Origin of the sequence: Pseudomonas sp. 8BK, assembly GCF_902506475.1 — a bacterium.
Taxonomy (GTDB): domain Bacteria; phylum Pseudomonadota; class Gammaproteobacteria; order Pseudomonadales; family Pseudomonadaceae; genus Aquipseudomonas; species Aquipseudomonas anguilliseptica.
Genome location: NZ_LR733252.1, coordinates 2,273,315 through 2,291,405 on the forward strand (window position 1 = coordinate 2,273,315; position 18,091 = coordinate 2,291,405).

Consider the following 18,091-nt stretch of genomic DNA (forward strand, 5'->3'; position numbering starts at 1 on the left):
CTGCAGAAGAAACCGGCCTAGCGCCGGTTTTTTTATGCCTATTCACACCAATGACCACGGCGGCAATCCGCCAAAAAGCCCAAGACTCCGGCTTAAAAGTGGCGAGATCACGCCACCAGCCAGCGACACATCACGCTCCTGCACTGCGGCAGAGCGCCGCGGTCTGAGACATTGCTAAGGCGGGCATGCTTCTTGCGATTGCTCCAGGCAACGCCAGTCGCCGCGCCTTGGGCCGCTGCCGTTATGCACACGACGCCCTGCCCCCCTGCCCCGCGCCTGTCGCCTGCCGACGGGCCAGCACGCTATTGCCACACGCCTGACCCCGTGTCGGCGCAGGCCGTCACTCTGACTTCACCGATTGAAATGGTTGGTTTAATGAAAAAGCTCCTGTTGACCCTGCTGTGCCTGAGCGTGATCGGCTGCGCCAAGCACCCCGAGCCGGAAAAATCCGTGGATGTTCTGCTGATAGGCGGCGGCATCATGAGTGCCAGCCTGGGCACCTACCTCAACGAGCTGGAGCCGGGCTGGAGCATCGATATCTACGAGCGCCTGGATCAGGTTGCCGATGAAAGCTCCAACGCCTGGAATAACGCTGGTACCGGCCACTCGGCCTTCTGCGAGCTGAACTACACCCCGCAACTGGCCGACGGCAGCATCGATATCAAGAAGGCCGTGGCGATCAACGAGGCGTTCGAGATTTCCAAGCAGTTCTGGGCCTACCAGGTTGAGCGCAAGGTGCTGAACAACCCGCCGTCGTTTATCAACAATGTGCCGCACATGAGCTTTGTCTGGGGCGATGACAACGTCGAGTTCCTCAAGAAGCGCCATGCCGCCCTGCAGGCCAGTTCGCTGTTCCGCGGCATGGAATATTCCGAAGACCCGCAGCAGATCAAGCAGTGGGTGCCGCTGGTGATGGAAGGCCGCGAACCTGGGCAGAAGCTCGCCGCGACCCGCGTATCGATTGGCACGGACGTCAACTTCGGCGAAATCACCCGTCAGCTGTTCGGCTCACTGAGCCAGCAGGACAACGTCAGCCTCAACCTGCAGCATGAAGTACGCGGCATCGAGCGCAACGCTGACAACACCTGGAACGTGCGGGTGGCCGACCTGGCCAACGGCGGCGCAGAAAAAACCATCAACGCCAAATTTGTGTTTATCGGCGCTGGCGGCGCGGCGCTGAAACTGCTGCAGATGTCCGGCATCAGTGAAGGCGAAGGCTATGCAGGCTTCCCGGTCGGCGGCTCGTTCCTGGCCACCAGCAACCCGGAGCTCGTCGCCCAGCACCAGGCCAAAGTCTATGGCAAGGCGTCGGTCGGTTCGCCGCCGATGTCCGTGCCGCATCTGGACACCCGCGTGATCGATGGCAAGAAGGTACTGCTATTCGGACCGTTCGCCACCTTCTCCACCAAGTTCCTGAAAAATGGCTCGCTGCTCGATACCTTCAGCGCCCTGACCACCGACAACATCCTGCCGATGACCCACGCTGGCATCGACAACTTCTCGCTCAGCACCTACCTGATGGGCCAGCTGATGCTCAGCCAGGAAGACCGCATGGCTTCGCTGCGCGAGTATTTCCCCAATGCCCAGTCGGAGGATTGGGAGCTGATCCAGGCTGGCCAGCGCGTGCAGATCATCAAGAAGGACGCCGAACATGGCGGCATTCTGCAGTTCGGCACCGAAGTGGTCAGCGCCGCCGATGGCAGCCTCGCCGCCCTGCTCGGCGCCTCGCCAGGTGCCTCGACGGCCGCGCCGATCATGCTTTCGCTGCTGGAAAAGACCTTCAAGGACAAGATGCAGAGCCCAGAGTGGCAAGCCAAGCTGCAAGAAATCATCCCGTCCTACGGCCAAAAGCTGAACGACGACCTGGCGCTGACCAATCAGACCCGCGCCTGGAGCAGCGAACGCCTGCAACTGGAGTTCGTTGAAGTGCCACCGCTGGCCCTCACCCCAGAGCTCAGCCAGGCGCAGTAAGCGCCTGCTGGGCAATGCAGATTGCCCGAAGCACTGTTTACCGTCGCTACGGCGACACCCCTGCGGCCATGGATGGCACGCAATAAAAAACCGGCCACAAGCCGGTTTTTTATTGTCCTGTGAAAAGCCTACTGCCCTTTGAACGGCACCCGCGGTTTGGTTCGTAGCGGGTCGAGCAGACCCGACAGGCCGTTATGATCGACCTCCTGCATCAGCGCCAGCAGCCGACCGATTTCCCCCTGGGGGAAACCTTCACGGGCAAACCAGTTGAGGTAATTGCCCGGCAGATCGGCGAGCAAGCGGCCTTTGTGTTTGCCGAAAGGCATCTCACGGGTTACCAGCAACAGCAGGTCTTCAGGTTTCATCGCAGGCTCGCCAGGGTTCAGCAATCGAGCACGGATTATGCCGTTCAGCCCAGGGCCAGGCCAAGGCGGAAAAACTCGGGTAAGCTGCGCGCCCCTGTTTATCGACCCAAGGTTTGTCCCCGCATGATTATCAAGGCACTGCGCATCGGCCTCGGCCAGTTGATCATCTTCCTCGACTGGATCAGCCGTCCGGCCAAACTCAAACGCACCGCAGAAGCTCAGGCGGCGGTCGAGCAAAGCGCCAGCAACCTCGCGCTGTACCAGTTCCACGCCTGTCCATTCTGCGTAAAAACCCGCCGCACCCTGCACAAACTCAATGTGCCAGTGGCCCTACGCGACGCGAAGAACGACGCCCAGGCGCGCAGCGAGCTGGAACAACAAGGCGGCAAGATCAAAGTGCCGTGCCTGCGCATCGAAGAAAACGGCCAGAGCACCTGGCTGTATGAGTCCAAGGCGATCATCGCTTATCTCGACGAGCGCTTCGCGGCTGCCTGATTAGGCAATCGGGGCCGCCTAGCGGCCCCAACAGCTCAAGGCTGTACAGCCTGCAATTCGCTCGCGACAAACTGGCTGCCCTGTTGCTGCGCAACAAAACTCACTTTGTCACCCACCTTGAGCCCCTCCAGTTGAGCAGCGTCCTGCACCTGAAACACCATGGTCATCGGCGGCATGCCGATATTGGCCAACGGCCCGTGACGCAGGGTGATTTTCAGGTTGGCTGCATCGATCTTGCGCACCTCGCCCTGACTCATGCTGGTGTTGGCCTGCGCGACCTCGTGGCCCTTATGGCCGCTTTGTTCATCGCTGGCCTGTACGCTAAACGCCAGGCTGCCCAGCAGGCAGGCAATCAGTAGTTGTTTCATGGTCTTGCTCCTCAAGTCAGGCGACCCAGCGGCCGCCCTAATCATTTATCGGCCCGCAAGAAGTGCGCTGCCGCTATTACCCAAGCCAGCACGGGCTGACCTGGGTTCACACGCCTCTGTCAGTTCGCCACAACCCGCACCTTGCCGACCATTCCCGCCTGGTAGTGGCCGGCGATCAGGCAGGCGAAATCGAAGTCGCCGGCACGGTTGAAGGTCCAGATGATCTCGCCACTCTGCCCAGGCCCGACATGAACCATATAGGGCTCGTCATGCTCCATACCGGGGAACTTGACCATCATCGCCGCGTGCTCATCCAGATCCGCCTGAGTACCCAGGACGAACTCATGCAGCAACTTGCCCTGGTTGCGGTGTACAAAGCGGATGGTCTCGCCCTGCTTGACCTCAAGTTGGTCGGGGCTAAAGCGCATCTGGTCGCTCATGCCTATTTCGATGGTGCGGCTGACCTGCTCAAGGTCACCGGCAATACCCCAGGGTTTCTGCTCTTTGACTACGGCAGCGCTGTGCTGCGCAGCGTGTTGTTCGCTATGGGCCAGCACGGGGCCGCTAAGCAGCATGCCCGCCAGGGCGAGTGCCAACGGCAAATAAGCTGTCTGTTGCATGGGTCTACCTCCTCAATGGCCTGCATGGCCGCTAGGTTTACGCACCTGCATTTCGACCGGCTCGCCAGGCGGCTGTTTGAGCGACATCGACTGCCCGCCGGCCTCGCTCGAACGCGCCGGTTTGGCCAGCTCCCCTTTCCATTCATAGGCCGCAGTGCCGGCCGGGTGTTTGAACCAGCCCGGGTCGCGGTAATCGCCGGGCGCTTGATCCTTACGCACCTTGAGCACAGTAAACATGCCGCCCATTTCCACCGAGCCGAAGGGACCGTCGCCGGTCATCATCGGTGCGGTGTTGTCCGGCAGCGGCATCTGCATTTCCGCCATATCGGCCATGCCGCGTTCGCCCATCACCATATAGTCAGGGATCAGCTTGGCGACCTTGCGCGTCATCTCGCGGTGATCGACGCCAATCAGCGTCGGCACGTCATGGCCCATGGCGTTCATGGTGTGGTGGCTCTTGTGACAGTGGAAGGCCCAGTCGCCCTCCTCATCGGCAAGGAACTCAACCTGACGCATCTGCCCCACCGCGATATCCGTGGTCACCTCCGGCCAGCGCGAGCCCACCGGCGTCGGCCCGCCATCGGTGCCGGTCACCTCGAACTCATGGCCATGCAGATGGATCGGGTGGTTGGTCATGGTCAGGTTGCCGACGCGCAGGCGCACCTTGTCGTTATGCCGCACCACCAGCGGGTCGATACCGGGGAAGATGCGGCTGTTGAAGGTCCACAGGTTGAAGTCGGGCATGGTCATGATCTTCGGCGTGGCCGCCCCGGGCTCGATGTCATAGGCGTTAAGCAGAAAACAGAAGTCCCGATCCACTTCGCTGATCAGCGGGTGATGCGCCTTGGGATGGGTGACCCAGAAGCCCATCATGCCCATGGCCATCTGGGTCATTTCGTCGGCATGCGGGTGGTACATAAAGGTGCCGGGGCGGCGGGCGACGAACTCATAAACGAAGGTCTTGCCCACCGGAATCGCCGGCTGGGTCAGCCCAGCGACGCCGTCCATGCCATTGGGCAGGCGCTGACCGTGCCAGTGGATGCTGGTGTGTTCGGGCAGCTTGTTGGTAACGAAGATGCGCACCCGGTCGCCCTCCACCACCTCGATGGTCGGCCCCGGGGACTGGCCGTTATAGCCCCACAGATGGGCCTTGTAGCCCGGCGCCAGCTCGCGCACCACCGGCTCTGCGACCAGGTGGAACTCCTTGACGCCGTTGTTCATCCGCCACGGCAGGGTCCAGCCATTGAGGGTGACCACCGGGTTATAGGGCCGGCCGTTCTGCGGCTGCAGCGGCGGCTGGGTATCGGCGCTGCCCTGGGACACCGCCTCTGGCACGCCGGCCAGGGATACCCGGCTGACCGCCGAGGTGGCGACAGCGGCAGTAATCGCGCTGGCACCGAGAAAGAAATCACGTCGTGAAACCATGGGAAATAGTCCTTGATCAGTGCCCGGCGGGCTCGTCGGTGGCGGCCATAGCCGGTGTGCTCGATGACAGGCTGGGCGCGCCCAACAGGGCCATATCCAGATCGGCCTTGGCGATCCAAAAGTCGCGCTGCGCCTGCAGATAGCCATCGACCGCGAGGATTTGTTTGCGTGCATCGGCCAGCAGCTCGAAGGTGCTGATAAACATGCCGTTGTACTGCAGGAGGTTTTCCTCGGCGATACGCGCGCGCAGCGGCAGTACCTCGTCGCGATAATGCCGGGCAAAGTCATGGCTGGCCTGGTAACCCAGATAGGCCTCGCGCACTTGGGATCGCGCGTTGATTGCCGTGGCGGCGGCGCGATTAAGCATCTGCCGGTACTGCGCCTCGGCCTTGGCCACCTTGGCGCCACTCCAGTCGAACAGCGGCAACTCGACGCTGATCTCGTAGCCACGCTGGGTCGGTTCCTCATTGGAGCGGTTATTCACCACGCCCAGCTCCAGCACGTTGATAAACCGTGTGGTCTTGCTCAGCCCCAAGTTGCTGGCCAGCCGCTCGGCATCCAGGCGCACGGCCTGGATGTCCAGACGCTGAGCCATGGCCAGGCGCTCGACATCCGGCAACTGCTCAGGCTTAGCCGGCAACTCGGGCAGGCGCTCGGGCAAGCGGAAATCGATCTGCTCGCCCCACAGACCGAGCAGGCGGGTCAGCTGCTCGCGGCTCTGCACCCGGGTCTGTTCGGCACGGATCAGGTTAAGCCCGGCCTCGGCATAGAAGCTCTGCTCCTGAGCGCGCTGCAAGGTGCTGTAGTTGCCCACTGCGGCCAACCGCCGGGCCAGCTCAGCCGAAACCTCAGCCGCCTGCATCACCTGCTGCATATAAACCAGGCTTTCCTGCACGGCCACCGCGCGGTACCAAGCCTTGCGCGTCTGGCTGGCCAGCTCGAACAACGCCAGGCTGGTCTGCCGCTGCACCTGCTCGAAGCGCTTGGCCTCCATGCCGGAGGTCAGCGGCATGGCAATCAGCCGCGCCAGATTGATATGCAGGCCGCGCTCGTATTCCACCTCGCTGCCCTTCTCCAAACGCCCGAAGGAAAAGCCCGGATTAGGGATACGCCCGGCCTGCACGCGCTCGGCTTCGCTGATACCCAGCGCATCGAAGCTCGCCTGCAAGTCGCGGTTATTCAGCAAGGCAACCTGCACTGCGGCATCCACCGTTAGCGGCTCGGCCAGCAACTCGGCGACTCGCTCGGCCACCTGGCTGCGCTGCTCCGGGATTTTCACCCAGGTCACCTGCTTGTCCAGCTGCGCCTGGCTGGCCTGTTCGACCTGAGTAAAACCACCATCCTGGCTAAAGCTGGCGCAGCCGCTCAGTAGAACAACCATTGCGCAAAGCCCGACGCGGCTCGTCATGCCACTCGCTTTAGTGATGGCCATGATGCGGCTCCGTTGGCTTGGTCGACGGCTTGGCGGGCTGCTGCGCCGGGGTTGTCTGGGTATCGGGCTCCTGGGCATACGGTTCTTGGGAATAGGTGCGCCAGCCGCCGATACGACCGACCAGGTCGTTGGCCTCGCGCCAGTTATGCAACGGTTGCTCGCTAAAGCCCTGGTAGGCTTTGAGCGGCGATTGATAGTGCAGAGCTGGCGTGGCGGCCTGAGCGTCCAGCGGATCGGGCAACTCGGCCCAGGCGCCAACGGGTAGCAGCCATAGGCAGATAAACGCCTGCCGGCGGGCAAAGAGAAAACGCATCATCGAATAGTCTCGCGTGCAGCGGCGCTGCCTGCACCGCGCAGGCAAACACCGACCAATAGCTAAATACGCGTTACGCGGACCTGGGCAGCAACTGCGCCAGATGCGTCAACGCACGGTTTGGCTTAGGCGAGAAACAGGCGTGGGGGTCTTTCGGGGGTTTCGGCGATAAAGCCGACAAACTGATCCAGTCGTGCCAGGGACGGCTCGACCGCTTGCAGTGGGGAATTGCTGGCGACCACCGTGCTCAGGGCTACCGCACCAACACAAAAGGCGCAGAGGCTGCACAGGCTGTTATCGGCCGCAGACGCAGACTGGCTGGAGTTGTCGCTGACGTGATGCTCGCCATAGGCAGAAGCCTCGACAGGCTGAGCCATGACCATCGCGCCGGGATGATGCGCGGCCATTTGCGGATCAACCTGGGCCAGCGCCCCGCTCTGCTGGGTGACCGCGCATAACTGCATGCTGAGGGCGGCCATGCTCTGCGCCGGGAGGGCGAGCATTAGCATCCAGATCAGAGCGGTACGCAGGGTTTTACACATGGTGCGAGTTTGTCTTCAGCACGGTTGATGGGGCGGATTATCCACCCAATACACCATTTGTCCACACCTGAGCATGGGCAAAACCGCTCGCAGCTGGCTATGATCGGAGCCCATGACCAATACCCCGCCATTGCGTCAACCCTGCCCACCCGGTGCCTGCGATTGCGGGCGCGAACAACTGCTGGAGAATGCCGGCAGCGACATGCGCATCCTGCTGCTCACCCGCAGCGAGGAAAAACGCCTGCTAGAGCGGCTAGAGAACCTTGAAAGCCTGGCCGATCTGGAAAAACTGCAGCGGCGCATCTATGAGCAGCTTGGTGTGCGCGTCACCGTCGCCCCCGGCTTTAACGAAGTACGCAGCATGCGCGGCATAGCGGTTCAGATCGATGAATTGCCGGGGCTGTGTCGTAAAACCCGCCAGGCCATTCCCACCGCCATCCGCCGCGGTTTGGAAAAACGCCCGCAGATCGCCTACGACCTGCTGAACGCCCATGACCTGTTTCGCGATATTTAGACGCTGGGTGAGAGGGTCATGAACTGGTAAACAGGGCTAAACCCAGGCGACCTCATGTGCCGAAAACCGCGCGGTTGACAGACCGGTAAAAATCAGCAGAATCGCCGCCCCTTTTCCACGGATGGAAGTCCCTCGTGCAACGGATTGTGATTTTGGGCAATGCCGGCAGCGGCAAGTCCACTCTGGCGCGGGCCTTGGGCAAGCGTCTCGGCGTACCCGTCGTGCATCTCGATACCCTGTTCTGGGAGCCCGGCTGGGTCGAGCCCGATGCGGGGCAGTTCCGTGAAAGGGTCCGCGATGCGCTCACCACGGATGCCTGGGTCTGTGAAGGCAACTACGCCCGACGCACCTTCGACCTGCGCCTGCCCAGCGCCGACCTGATTATCTGGCTGGATACGCCGCGACTGACCTGCCTGAGGCGCGTCATCGTTCGTAGCGTCTTGAACCGACCGCGCCCCGACCTTCCTGCAGGCTGTAGAGAAAAACTCGATCGGGCATTTCTGGAGTTTCTTAAATTCGTCTGGCAGTTCGACCATGGCTACCGCCAAGGTATCGACGCAGTGCGCATGGCCATAGGCCCGACGGTGCCTACAGTACATTTACGAGGCGGTCGACAGATTGCCGCCTTCCTTGATCGGCTGCCCGTAACACCTGCAACCCGGCCCAGCTTGATCAATTGACCACCAGAAGAAAGGGATTATTACTCGTGGCAAAACACTTCATTCGCCCGCTCGCGCTGTGCATTTTTCATCATCGGGGGAAAATACTGGTCAACCAATTCAACGATGCCGATGAGAACCGGACGCTTTTTCGCCCCATTGGCGGCGGCATTGAATTCGGCGAAAGGAGCCACGAGGCCATCGTCCGCGAAGTACAGGAAGAACTGGGGCGCTCGATCAGCGATATTCGCCTGATTGGCACGCTGGAAAGCATCTTCACCTACGCAGGCAAGCCAGGGCACGAGATTGTCCAGGTCTACGATGCAAGGTTTGACGACGCAGAGGTCTATGAACAACCCTGGCTAGACGGCCATGAAAGCGATGGCGCGCCGTTCAGGGCCGCGTGGCACTCCAGCGCCAGCTTCACCCCGGCATCGCCGCTGGTACCGGAAGGGCTCTACGACCTGCTCAAGCGAGCATCGCTGTTGTGACAGCCCATCGGTAGCCGAGGCTGGCCGTATGCCAATTAAGACAATGTTGGCATACGGCGCAATTTTCAAACTCAAGGGTCAGGCACATGGCATTCCGGGTAGCGAAAGCGCCCATTACTACCGCCCTGGTGGAGGCTGACTTGGAAGATGCTTATGGCCCCAACCTGCTTGCGACCAAAGCATGCCCTGTGGTTGTGCGGATGATTGACGGCTTGGAGTACCTGTTGGTGTTCAAGCATCCGCTAGCGGGTTACCAACTGGTGAAGGGCACCATTGAATTGGCTGAGCGGCCTGCCCATGCAGCCGTGCGCGAGCTTGCTGAAGAATCGGGCATTTGTAATGCCCGGGCAGTAAGGGATCTAGGCAGCTGGAATGCCGGATACGAGCAACAGATTTGGTCGTTTCAGCTTTGTGAGGTCGCAGAGTCGCTACCCCACCAGTGGCGCTTCAACACAGATGATGATGGCGGACATGTCTTTGAGTTCTTCTGGCATCCGTTGAGTGCTGATTTTCCCACGCCTTGCCACAGGCTATTTCAGGCCGCCTGGGCACAGATCAGAAATCGGCTTTACGCCACGAACGCGGACACACATAAGCCCTTACAGATACTCACAGCAGCTCATCGCTCTACCCAAAAACCGACCTGACTCACTACACCCACAGCCTGCTGCGCGATGCATAGCACGAGTTACTGAGGCTGCTTGAGCCGTGGACAATTGGGGCACAACTCCACCCCTGGCAACACGTAGCGGATACAGCACAAACGGCGCTGCCGCCAAGGCCGTATCTGGCCATCAGCGTGCTCGATATCGATATAGCGGATTGGCGCATACAGCGGGTTGCGCGAACCATCCGGGCGTTGCGCGGCGCTCAGTAGGCGCTGGCCATCGAGCAATAACTCTGCTTGCTCGCTGCGTTTTTGCAGTTGTCCAAGCCAGGCCTCGAAGTAGTTGCCAGCATTGCTCCAGAGTACCTTCGCCGACACTCCGGTATGAGCGCAGAGCGCCTGGATAAAGGGCTGCAGATTGTCATCAAGCAGATGGGCGAAACGCTCAAAGGGATTTTGCGGCGGCGGCAACTGCTCGCAAGGCCCAGGCAACTTGAACACCAGCGGCAAGCCTTCGTCATCAACGATGATCGCCAACTGCTCCATCCGCAGCGGCATGCGCTGGTTCAGCAGCAGCGCCGCACTGATTACCGGCGGAAACAGGCGCATAAAGTACTGATTGGCCCAGATCGACGCCAAGCCGCGCTGGTCGGCCGTCGCGAATTGCGGGCGGAAGCGCGCCATCAAGGTACTCAGCGTCTGCGGCTGGAGGAATTGCGAACCACTGATGGCCTCGCGCGGATCATCCGCCGCCACAAAAACATTGCGGTAACGCGCCAGATCGCCACTGAACAGCATGGCCAGCCCGGACAACATCTCTTCTTCCACGGCGGTATCCGTTGAGGTCGCTAGAGCAGCGGTTGCAGGCAAAATCGGCGCCTCAGCAGCAGCGTTCTTCCTAGAAATATCCTTGCCGTGCAATGCCGTCATCCATCAAAAGAACCAATAATAACGCTAACGATTAGCGTTTGCGAAATACTGATTCATTACTTAAGATGCAGCCCGCGCCCAATCTAGAGCGGTTATGCACATGGATGATGTTGGACAGTCGAAAGCAGCCGTGCATCTGGCGATGCTGATAAACCTGCTTTCCATCGGCAGCCTGATGATGGTGATGCCCCTGGGTCCAGATCTGGTTCGTCACCTCGGCATGCAGGCCAGCCATGTCGGCTATATCAGTGGCGGCGCCACGCTCGCCTCTGCCCTGAGCATGGCTCTGGCGGCGCCCTGGCTGGATCGCCTGCCGCGCAAGCAGGCGCTGGTAATCCTTCTGACCCTGCGTTTCGCCCTGCTGATGGCCTGTGCCCTGACCAGCAGCGCCGAGCAGCTGATTCTGCTGTTTGTACTCTCCGGTTTGGTTGCCGGGCCCATGGGCGCGCTGTTGATGGCAAGCATGCTCGACATCATCCCGCCGGCCGAACGCGGGAGAAAACTCGCCTATATCGGCATGGGCTTTTCTCTGGCAGCCATTGTGGTGGTACCCCTGGCTCTGGAGCTGGCGCTGCGTTGGAGTTGGCAAGCGCCCTTTATCGTCTTCGGCGGCCTGGGCCTGGCGCTGGCGTTGCTGTGTCACCTGCTGCTACACGTTCAGACCAGCGCTTCGCGGCCCAGCGGCTCGGTATTGCCACTGCTGAAATCGCCGCTGTGCCTAGGTGCACTGGCGATCACCGCGCTACAGATATTCGGCCACTTTCTGCTGGTGCCGCATTTTTCCAACTACTTCCAGTTCAACCTGAATTTCCCCCGCGAGCAGATCGGCCTGCTGTTTCTCTGCGGCGGCCTGGCCAGCCTCGCGGCCATGCGCCTGGGCGGTATCTGGATTGATCGAGGCCAGGCGCTGACGGTGATTCTGCTCAGCAGCTTCGGTCTGGCACTGACCACGCTGCTGGGTTTCGCCGCGCCGATTGGCCTGTCGATTTACCTGGTCTTCGTGCTGTTTATGGCCGCCAGCGCGGTGCGCACCAACAGCAGCATGACCATCGCCGCCGCGATCCCACCGCCGCACCAGCGCGCCGCATTTATGGCGTTTCAGGGCACCGTCAGCAACGTCGCCGCCGGGCTCGGCAGCCTGTTTTCGGCGCTCTACCTGAGCACCGGCGCAGACAACCAGCTTCAGGGCTTCAACCAATTAAGCGGCTTTTATGTGGTCGTCGGAATACTCACGGGGGTGGGTATGTGGTTGCTCCAACGCGGTATCCGGCGACGCGACGCCGCCAGCCACACCGCAGGCATAACAACACAGGCGGGCTGAAACCGCCGATCACCAGTGATCAGCTGTAAACGCGTCAACACCTACTCAAATGGAACCTGTCATGTCTTTTGTCAGAAACATCAATCACCGTCGCGCCATCTCGGTGGGCGTACTGGGTGGTCTGCTGCCTTTCGCGGCGCTGGCCGACAACAGCGTCACCCTGGAAGACAGCATCGTCACTGCCTCGCAGACCGCGCACAGTCAGCTCAGCGCCCCGGCCAGCGTGTCAGTCGTGACCCGCGCCGAACTCGACAAAATGCCGGTTTACGATCTGGCCGACGCGGTCAAACGCCTGCCCGGCGTACATATCAATACCTCCTCGGCCTATGGCCGCAAGGAGATCAAACTGCGCGGCATGGATTCGGACTACACCCTGCTGCTGGTCAACGGCCGCCGCATCAACTCGCGTGACGCCCTGACCTCTAATTACGCCAACGACTTCGACCTGTCCTCGATCCCAATGGCCGCCGTCGAGCGTATCGAAGTGATCCGTGGCCCGATGTCTTCGCTGTATGGCGCTGATGCCCTGGGCGGCGTGGTCAACGTGATCCTGCGTCAGCCAACCAGCAGCACCAAAGCTGGCGTAGCCGCCAGCTATGAGAGCCCCCGCAAGGGCGATGAAGGTGACAGCCTTAAGACCAGCGGCTACCTCAGCGGTGCGCTGATTGAGGACACCGTACTGGGCAATCTGATACTCGAGTCCACCGACCAGGAAGCCTGGCAGTCCGAACAACTCACCCTGAAAGGCACCGATGCTGCGGAAAAACGCCGAGGCAACAATATCTTGGGTTCTCTCAGCTGGCTGATCGACGAACAGCAAAGCATCGATCTGGACATCAGTCACCGCGAAGAAGCACGCAAAGCGCGTTGGAACAACTACGGTGCATTGATCACCAATATCCAAGACATGGATCGCACCACGTTCGGCCTGGCCCACAACGGTAATTGGGACAGCTTCAACTCCCGTGTGCGCTACTACTACGAAAAGGTCGAGCTGACCGACGATTCAGAGATCATGACCGCTCTGCGCAAACGCGTCGGTGAGGTGGAGCAGAACAACCACACTGTCGACGGGCAGATTTCCACCACCCTCGGTAGCCACCTGCTGACCGCCGGTAGCGAGCTGCGCCGTACCACCCTGGAGCATAACCAGAACCTCGGCAAGGAAACCGAAGTCGATCAGAAAGCCATCTACCTGCAGGATGAATTCTCCATCGGCGCACTCGATATTACCCTTGGCGCACGCTGGGATGACCATGAAGTGTTCGGCGGCGCATTTAGCCCGCGCCTCTACGGCATCTACAACCTGACTGATAACTGGGTACTCAAGGGCGGCGCCGGCAAGGCGTTCAAGGCGCCAGACATCACCCAATCCGACGAAAGCTACAGCGTGCTGGCCTGCCGGGGCATGTGCCAAATCGTCGGTAATCCGGACCTGAAACCGGAAACATCGGTCAGCTATGAGCTGGGCACCCTGTATCAGAATGAGCGCCTGCAAGCCGGCATCATGTTCTTCAACAACGAGATTGAAGACATGATCGTCAGCGATAGCTGGCGCGCCGGGTATCGTCCTAAGGTGATGACCTACACCAACGTCAGCAAAGCGCGCGTACAAGGCTACGAATTACAAGGCCGCTACGCCTTCACCGACACCGTGGCCGCGCGTGCTAATTACACCTACTCCGACGCAGAAGATCGCGATACCGGCAAGCCGCTCAACTACAGCCCGCAGCACATCGCCAATATCGGCTTCGACTGGCAGGCATTACCAAAACTGGGTCTGAATCTGGACTACCAGTACACCGGCAGCCAGATGCTGGTCGTACCAGCCAAATCGGCCAGCTTCGAATCGGGCGCTTACTCCACCCTCAGTTTGGGCAGCAACTTCCAGGCAACCAAAGAACTCACTCTCAAAGCTGGTCTGAACAATCTGACCAACACCAAGCGTGATGACGTCGCTCAGTCCATCGACCACATTTTGATGGGACGCACCGTCTACGTAGGCTTCAGCTACGACCTGTAACACCCGTACCCCGGCGGCACCTGTCGCCGGGGTTACCCGAATTCTGTCCAGTAGAACCATGAGCCAACTAACCCGCACCTTCCATATCCAGCAACGCCACGTCCTGCTCGCCGGCAGCCTGTTGCTGCTCAGCTTGCTGGCGCTGTCCCTGGCTACCGGTGCCGGGCAATACGGCGCGGCGGATGTGCTCGGTTTTCTACTGGGCAACCCCGGCAGCCTGGCCGATGACAAACTGGCCATGGTGGTCAACAGCCTACGCCTGCCCCGCACCCTCGCCGCGCTGCTGGTCGGCGCCAGCCTGGCGTTGGCCGCCACCCTACTGCAAAGCGCAACGCGCAACCCACTGGCCGAACCCGGCCTGCTCGGAGTGAATGCCGGCGCGGTGCTCGGCCTGGTGGTCGGGCTGATCTACTTTGGCGTCGAATCGACCCAGGGCTACCTGCTCTGGGCCGGTGCCGGGGCGCTGCTGGGTAACCTGCTGGTGCTCGGCATCGGCGTCATGCTCGGCCAGGCCAGCCCGCTCAAACTGATCCTCGCCGGCATGGCCCTGGCTGCGGTGTTTGGCGGCATCGCCAACTTTCTGTTGCTCTCCACCCGGGTGGCGCTGGAGCAGTTCCGCTACTGGAATCTCGGCTCGCTATCGGCCTCCGAGCTGTCGGCAGTGACCACGGTCAGCCCACTGGCATTGCTCGGTCTGGTGCTTGCCGCCCTGCTCTGTCGGCAACTGACGCTGATGCAGATGGGCGACAGCCAGGCCCGCGCCCTAGGCATCTCGACCACCTGGGTGCGCGTTGGCGTGCTGCTCGCCGCCACCCTGCTGACCGCCTGCGCCATCGCCCTGGCCGGGCCAATCGGCTTTGTCGGTTTCCTCGCTGCCTACTGCGCCCGCCTGTTGGAACCGGTAGCGCTGCTACGCCAGCTGCTGTTCTCCAGCCTGTTCGGCATGCTGTTTCTGCTCGCCGCCGACATCCTCGCGCGCTGGCTGGTGCAACCCTATGAGCTGCCTGTCGGCACTTTGCTGGCTGCGCTCGGTGCGCCGGCCTTGATCGCCATCGTTCTGCGTGGCGGCTTCCGTTCTCTATTGGCGGTGAAATAAACATGCCCAGCCATCAACCCTCCGGGCTCTGGCATCTGCGTCTGGGCACACTCAATCTGCTGCTGCACCGGCGCACCTGGCTGATCAGCCTGTTGGTGCTGGCGGTGCTACTGACGCTGGTGATCGTGGCCATCAGCCTCGGCTCCGGGCGCATGGGCGTGCTCGATGTACTGGCCACACTCAGCGGCCAGGGCAGCAAGCTCGACGACATCATGGTGTTCAAGATCCGCATGCCACGCGTCGCCGCGGTGGTGGTCGCAGGGCTGGCCATGGGCATGGCTGGCTGCCTGATCCAGACCCTGGTGCGCAACCGCCTGGCCACCCCGGATATGGTCGGGGTCAACGAAGGCGCATCGCTGGCGGTGATCGGCTTTGCCCTCTATCTCACCCTTGGCAGCTGGCCCTGGTGGGCCTCACCCCTGGGGGCGGCGCTGGCTGCGGTGGCGCTATTCGTCTTGTGCCGCAGGCCTGGCGAGCAGGGTTATCTGTTTATCGTGATTGGCATCGCCCTGTCGGAGCTGCTCGGCGCCATCGGCGATTTTTTTATGGCCACCCGCCCACTGGTGCATCTGGGCAGCATCTACCTGTGGACCATGGGCCACTTCGCCGGAGCCAGCTACCAGACGGTTGCCCCCATCAGCCTGATCCTGTTGGCACTGATCCCACTGCTGGCCTGGATTAACCGCCCGCTGGCGCTGCTGCGCTTCGGCGAGGCGACCGCACAGAACCTCGGCATCAAGGTCGCGGCGTTGCAACTGGCGGTGCTTGGCGTGGCGATTCTGGTGGCGGCGCTGGGCACCGCCATCGGCGGCCCGGTGATCTTTATCGCCATGGCCGCGCCGATCATCGCATCCTGTCTGGCCCGCGATCACCTTGCGCCGATCTGGCTGGCAGCGTTATGTGGCGCAGTGCTGCTGGTGGGCAGCGACACTCTGGTACGCCTGCTGGCGCAGCCCGAAGAAATTCCCACCGGGATCATGACCCGCCTGCTCGGCGGCGTTCTGTTGCTGATCCTGTTGCTCAAAGACCGCAAAGGCTCCGATTGATGACCCTGTTACCCCCGCCGCCACCTGCGCAACTGCGCGCGCACAACCTGAGCTTTGCCTACCAGGCCAAGCGCGTGTTGCAGGGCATATCGTTCGAACTGCCCAAAGGCAAGCTGATCGGCATTGTCGGGCCCAATGGCAGCGGCAAATCCACCCTTCTCAAGCTGCTGGCGCGACAACTGCCATTGCAGGATGGCCAGGTCGAACTCAATGGCACGCCGCTGCAGCGCTACGGGATGAAGGCCCTGGCCCGCGAGCTGGCCTTTCTCCCGCAGCGCCCGGTAATGGCCGAAGGCATTCGCGTCGAACAGTTGGTGCAATACGGCCGCCATCCGCACCAGGGCTGGTTCAACCAGTGGAGCGCGGAAGATGCCCGCCAGGTCGCCCGTGCTCGCGACGCCATGCAACTGCAGGACATCTGGCAACAGGTCGCCTCCTCGCTGTCCGGTGGCCAGGCCCAACGCGCCTGGCTGGGCATGATCCTGGCGCAGAACACCGACCTGGTGCTGCTCGATGAACCTACCAGCGCCCTGGATATCGGCCACCAGGCCGAGGTCATGGAGGCGGTGCTGAATATTGTCGGCGAGGGTCGCACCGTGCTGATCGTGATTCACGACCTGGGCGTGGCCGCGCGCTACTGCGATGAAATCATCGCCCTGGATAACGGCCGTATCGCTGCCATGGGCCCGGCCCGTGAGGTGATCAACAAGGCCCTGATCGACCAACTCTATGACACCGACGTGGACATCCTTGCGGCGCCCGATGACGGCGCCCCGGTGGTGGTGCCGCGCCGGCGCAAACCCACCCCCTCTGCACAGGACTAACCCAATGACTACTGTATTGCGCTGGAGCCTGCCCCTGCTGCTGGTCAGCCAACTGCTGAGCACGGCCGCCGTGGCCGACACCCGTCAGATCGAAGACGCCTTCGGTAACTCGGTCACCGTGCCCAGCTCGCCGCAACGGGTAATTACCTTGAGCGAATTGGATCTGGATGCGGCGCTGGCCCTGGGCATCACTCCGGTTGGAACGATTAACGGCCGTGGCCAGGCAGCGCCGCCGCGCTACCTCGACAGTAAAGCCCTGGCCGGGATCAAGGTGGTCGGCGATATCGACAACCCGAATCTGGAAACCCTGCTGGAACTGGAGCCCGACCTGATCCTTACCGGCCCGGTAAAGCCGGAACAACTGGCAATCCTCAATGAAATTGCCCCCACGGTGATCACCTTCGCCTGGGCCAAGCCCTGGCAGGAAAGCCTGCAACGCACCGCCAATGCACTCAACCAGAGTGCTGCCGCCGATGCGCTGCTGGCACGCTACAACGCCCGCGCCGCTGAAGCCCGCGAACGCTTGAAGGCTCACCAGGGCGAGACTTTCAGCATTGTGCGCTGGAACCCCAAAGGCCCGTCTTACATGTTCAAGGATGCCTTCGCCAGCAGCGTGATCAGCGACGTCGGCCTGGTTCGCCCGAGCTATCAGCAGGACCCCGGCCACACCCACTCCATGGCCCTGAGCCTGGAATCGTTGCAACTGCTGGACGCCGACTGGCTGGTGATCGGCACCCTGAGCACCAGCGGTGAAGCTGTGGAAGCCCTGCAACAGGCCGAACAGACTCCGGCGTTCAAGCAACTCTCGGCGATCCAGGGCAAGCGCTTTGGCGCCGTCGATGGTTCGCTATGGACCTCGCTCGGCGGCCCACAGGCCGCCTTGCAGGTGATTGCCGATATCGAACAGCTGCTCGGCAAGGCCGACGCTCAGCCGCTGAAGAACTGAACAGCGAGACACGTCAGCAATGTGGGAGGGGCTTTAGCCGCGAATGCTGCTCAGAAAGCTCGCGGCTAAAGCCCCTCCTACACACCTCACGCAGCCACTGCGG

The 18,091-nt window shown here is 61.5% G+C and carries 20 protein-coding genes; 12 read left to right on the forward strand and 8 right to left on the reverse strand.

Annotation, left to right across the window (positions count from 1 at the left end; translation table 11 throughout):
* Positions 1 to 375: 375 nt before the first annotated feature.
* Positions 376 to 1,971, forward strand: a complete 1,596-nt coding sequence (gene mqo / locus ACIN8IBEIGE_RS10485) for a malate dehydrogenase (quinone) (protein WP_160014566.1) — start codon at positions 376 to 378, stop codon at positions 1,969 to 1,971.
* Positions 1,972 to 2,099: 128 nt separating this feature from the next.
* On the opposite strand, the gene ACIN8IBEIGE_RS10490 is transcribed toward mqo, so the two are convergent.
* Positions 2,100 to 2,336, reverse strand: a complete 237-nt coding sequence (locus ACIN8IBEIGE_RS10490; RefSeq protein WP_160014567.1) for a DUF3820 family protein — start codon at positions 2,334 to 2,336, stop codon at positions 2,100 to 2,102.
* Between the two features lie 123 nt (positions 2,337 to 2,459).
* On the opposite strand from ACIN8IBEIGE_RS10490, the gene ACIN8IBEIGE_RS10495 reads away from it, so the two are divergent.
* Positions 2,460 to 2,831 carry a glutaredoxin gene (locus ACIN8IBEIGE_RS10495; RefSeq protein WP_160014568.1) on the forward strand — a complete coding sequence of 124 codons (372 nt, stop codon included), beginning with the start codon at positions 2,460 to 2,462 and terminating at the stop codon, positions 2,829 to 2,831.
* Positions 2,832 to 2,866: 35 nt separating this feature from the next.
* On the opposite strand, the gene ACIN8IBEIGE_RS10500 is transcribed toward ACIN8IBEIGE_RS10495, so the two are convergent.
* The 6 genes from ACIN8IBEIGE_RS10500 to ACIN8IBEIGE_RS10525 form a co-directional block, all read right to left on the reverse strand.
* On the reverse strand, positions 2,867 to 3,199 hold the full coding sequence (locus ACIN8IBEIGE_RS10500) for a copper-binding protein (RefSeq protein ID WP_160014569.1): 333 nt from the start codon (positions 3,197 to 3,199) through the stop codon (positions 2,867 to 2,869).
* 119 nt (positions 3,200 to 3,318) lie between these two features.
* Positions 3,319 to 3,819 (reverse strand): plastocyanin/azurin family copper-binding protein, encoded by a 501-nt coding sequence (locus ACIN8IBEIGE_RS10505; protein ID WP_160014570.1) that lies wholly within the window; start codon positions 3,817 to 3,819, stop codon positions 3,319 to 3,321.
* Between the two features lie 12 nt (positions 3,820 to 3,831).
* A complete protein-coding gene (locus tag ACIN8IBEIGE_RS10510; RefSeq protein WP_160014571.1) occupies positions 3,832 to 5,244 on the reverse strand; it encodes a multicopper oxidase family protein in 1,413 nt (470 codons plus the stop codon).
* A gap of 16 nt (positions 5,245 to 5,260) precedes the next feature.
* Complete coding sequence (locus ACIN8IBEIGE_RS10515; RefSeq protein WP_256665098.1) at positions 5,261 to 6,676, reverse strand: TolC family protein; 1,416 nt, start codon at positions 6,674 to 6,676, stop codon at positions 5,261 to 5,263.
* A complete protein-coding gene (locus tag ACIN8IBEIGE_RS10520) occupies positions 6,663 to 6,992 on the reverse strand; it encodes a hypothetical protein (RefSeq protein WP_160014572.1) in 330 nt (109 codons plus the stop codon). The genes ACIN8IBEIGE_RS10515 and ACIN8IBEIGE_RS10520 overlap by 14 nt, the downstream gene beginning before the upstream one ends.
* Before the next feature lie 122 nt (positions 6,993 to 7,114).
* Positions 7,115 to 7,492: a hypothetical protein gene (locus ACIN8IBEIGE_RS10525; protein ID WP_256665099.1), complete on the reverse strand. Its 378-nt coding sequence runs from the start codon at positions 7,490 to 7,492 to the stop codon at positions 7,115 to 7,117.
* A gap of 151 nt (positions 7,493 to 7,643) precedes the next feature.
* Here ACIN8IBEIGE_RS10525 and ACIN8IBEIGE_RS10530 point away from each other — a divergent pair, with 151 nt between their 5' ends.
* The 4 genes from ACIN8IBEIGE_RS10530 (at position 7,644) to ACIN8IBEIGE_RS10545 (ending at position 9,842) form a co-directional block, all read left to right on the forward strand.
* On the forward strand, positions 7,644 to 8,045 hold the full coding sequence (locus tag ACIN8IBEIGE_RS10530; protein ID WP_160014574.1) for a hypothetical protein: 402 nt from the start codon (positions 7,644 to 7,646) through the stop codon (positions 8,043 to 8,045).
* A gap of 134 nt (positions 8,046 to 8,179) precedes the next feature.
* Positions 8,180 to 8,725: an AAA family ATPase gene (locus tag ACIN8IBEIGE_RS10535; protein WP_160014575.1), complete on the forward strand. Its 546-nt coding sequence runs from the start codon at positions 8,180 to 8,182 to the stop codon at positions 8,723 to 8,725.
* Positions 8,726 to 8,751: 26 nt separating this feature from the next.
* Positions 8,752 to 9,195, forward strand: a complete 444-nt coding sequence (locus ACIN8IBEIGE_RS10540; RefSeq protein WP_160014576.1) for an NUDIX hydrolase — start codon at positions 8,752 to 8,754, stop codon at positions 9,193 to 9,195.
* An 86-nt stretch (positions 9,196 to 9,281) separates the two neighbouring features.
* On the forward strand, positions 9,282 to 9,842 hold the full coding sequence (locus ACIN8IBEIGE_RS10545; RefSeq protein WP_160014577.1) for an NUDIX domain-containing protein: 561 nt from the start codon (positions 9,282 to 9,284) through the stop codon (positions 9,840 to 9,842).
* Positions 9,843 to 9,883: 41 nt separating this feature from the next.
* Here ACIN8IBEIGE_RS10545 and fhuF read toward each other — a convergent pair whose 3' ends face one another.
* On the reverse strand, positions 9,884 to 10,630 hold the full coding sequence (fhuF, locus tag ACIN8IBEIGE_RS10550) for a siderophore-iron reductase FhuF (RefSeq protein WP_256665100.1): 747 nt from the start codon (positions 10,628 to 10,630) through the stop codon (positions 9,884 to 9,886).
* Between the two features lie 202 nt (positions 10,631 to 10,832).
* On the opposite strand from fhuF, the gene ACIN8IBEIGE_RS10555 reads away from it, so the two are divergent.
* From ACIN8IBEIGE_RS10555 to ACIN8IBEIGE_RS10580, 6 genes are all read left to right on the forward strand, one after another.
* On the forward strand, positions 10,833 to 12,053 hold the full coding sequence (locus ACIN8IBEIGE_RS10555; RefSeq protein ID WP_160014578.1) for an MFS transporter: 1,221 nt from the start codon (positions 10,833 to 10,835) through the stop codon (positions 12,051 to 12,053).
* A gap of 61 nt (positions 12,054 to 12,114) precedes the next feature.
* The gene (locus tag ACIN8IBEIGE_RS10560) at positions 12,115 to 14,076 is read left to right on the forward strand and encodes a TonB-dependent receptor domain-containing protein (protein ID WP_160014579.1); all 1,962 of its coding nucleotides are present in this window, start codon (positions 12,115 to 12,117) and stop codon (positions 14,074 to 14,076) included.
* Positions 14,077 to 14,134: 58 nt separating this feature from the next.
* A complete protein-coding gene (locus ACIN8IBEIGE_RS10565) occupies positions 14,135 to 15,172 on the forward strand; it encodes an iron ABC transporter permease (protein WP_160014580.1) in 1,038 nt (345 codons plus the stop codon).
* 2 nt (positions 15,173 to 15,174) lie between these two features.
* The gene (locus ACIN8IBEIGE_RS10570; protein ID WP_160014581.1) at positions 15,175 to 16,218 is read left to right on the forward strand and encodes an iron chelate uptake ABC transporter family permease subunit; all 1,044 of its coding nucleotides are present in this window, start codon (positions 15,175 to 15,177) and stop codon (positions 16,216 to 16,218) included.
* Positions 16,218 to 17,042 (forward strand): ABC transporter ATP-binding protein, encoded by an 825-nt coding sequence (locus tag ACIN8IBEIGE_RS10575; RefSeq protein WP_160014582.1) that lies wholly within the window; start codon positions 16,218 to 16,220, stop codon positions 17,040 to 17,042. The genes ACIN8IBEIGE_RS10570 and ACIN8IBEIGE_RS10575 overlap by 1 nt, the downstream gene beginning before the upstream one ends.
* Before the next feature lie 4 nt (positions 17,043 to 17,046).
* Positions 17,047 to 17,988 carry an iron-siderophore ABC transporter substrate-binding protein gene (locus ACIN8IBEIGE_RS10580; protein WP_306109728.1) on the forward strand — a complete coding sequence of 314 codons (942 nt, stop codon included), beginning with the start codon at positions 17,047 to 17,049 and terminating at the stop codon, positions 17,986 to 17,988.
* Positions 17,989 to 18,091: the final 103 nt, after the last annotated feature.

Coding starts and splice junctions, on each gene's coding strand:
- mqo (WP_160014566.1), top strand. CDS start 376: ATGAAAAAGCTCCTGTTGACCCTGCTGTGCCTGAGCGTGATCGGCTGC.
- ACIN8IBEIGE_RS10490 (WP_160014567.1), bottom strand. CDS start 2,336: ATGAAACCTGAAGACCTGCTGTTGCTGGTAACCCGTGAGATGCCTTTC.
- ACIN8IBEIGE_RS10495 (WP_160014568.1), top strand. CDS start 2,460: ATGATTATCAAGGCACTGCGCATCGGCCTCGGCCAGTTGATCATCTTC.
- ACIN8IBEIGE_RS10500 (WP_160014569.1), bottom strand. CDS start 3,199: ATGAAACAACTACTGATTGCCTGCCTGCTGGGCAGCCTGGCGTTTAGC.
- ACIN8IBEIGE_RS10505 (WP_160014570.1), bottom strand. CDS start 3,819: ATGCAACAGACAGCTTATTTGCCGTTGGCACTCGCCCTGGCGGGCATG.
- ACIN8IBEIGE_RS10510 (WP_160014571.1), bottom strand. CDS start 5,244: ATGGTTTCACGACGTGATTTCTTTCTCGGTGCCAGCGCGATTACTGCC.
- ACIN8IBEIGE_RS10515 (WP_256665098.1), bottom strand. CDS start 6,676: ATGGCCATCACTAAAGCGAGTGGCATGACGAGCCGCGTCGGGCTTTGC.
- ACIN8IBEIGE_RS10520 (WP_160014572.1), bottom strand. CDS start 6,992: ATGATGCGTTTTCTCTTTGCCCGCCGGCAGGCGTTTATCTGCCTATGG.
- ACIN8IBEIGE_RS10525 (WP_256665099.1), bottom strand. CDS start 7,492: ATGCTCGCCCTCCCGGCGCAGAGCATGGCCGCCCTCAGCATGCAGTTA.
- ACIN8IBEIGE_RS10530 (WP_160014574.1), top strand. CDS start 7,644: ATGACCAATACCCCGCCATTGCGTCAACCCTGCCCACCCGGTGCCTGC.
- ACIN8IBEIGE_RS10545 (WP_160014577.1), top strand. CDS start 9,282: ATGGCATTCCGGGTAGCGAAAGCGCCCATTACTACCGCCCTGGTGGAG.
- ACIN8IBEIGE_RS10555 (WP_160014578.1), top strand. CDS start 10,833: ATGGATGATGTTGGACAGTCGAAAGCAGCCGTGCATCTGGCGATGCTG.
- ACIN8IBEIGE_RS10560 (WP_160014579.1), top strand. CDS start 12,115: ATGTCTTTTGTCAGAAACATCAATCACCGTCGCGCCATCTCGGTGGGC.
- ACIN8IBEIGE_RS10565 (WP_160014580.1), top strand. CDS start 14,135: ATGAGCCAACTAACCCGCACCTTCCATATCCAGCAACGCCACGTCCTG.
- ACIN8IBEIGE_RS10570 (WP_160014581.1), top strand. CDS start 15,175: ATGCCCAGCCATCAACCCTCCGGGCTCTGGCATCTGCGTCTGGGCACA.
- ACIN8IBEIGE_RS10575 (WP_160014582.1), top strand. CDS start 16,218: ATGACCCTGTTACCCCCGCCGCCACCTGCGCAACTGCGCGCGCACAAC.
- ACIN8IBEIGE_RS10580 (WP_306109728.1), top strand. CDS start 17,047: ATGACTACTGTATTGCGCTGGAGCCTGCCCCTGCTGCTGGTCAGCCAA.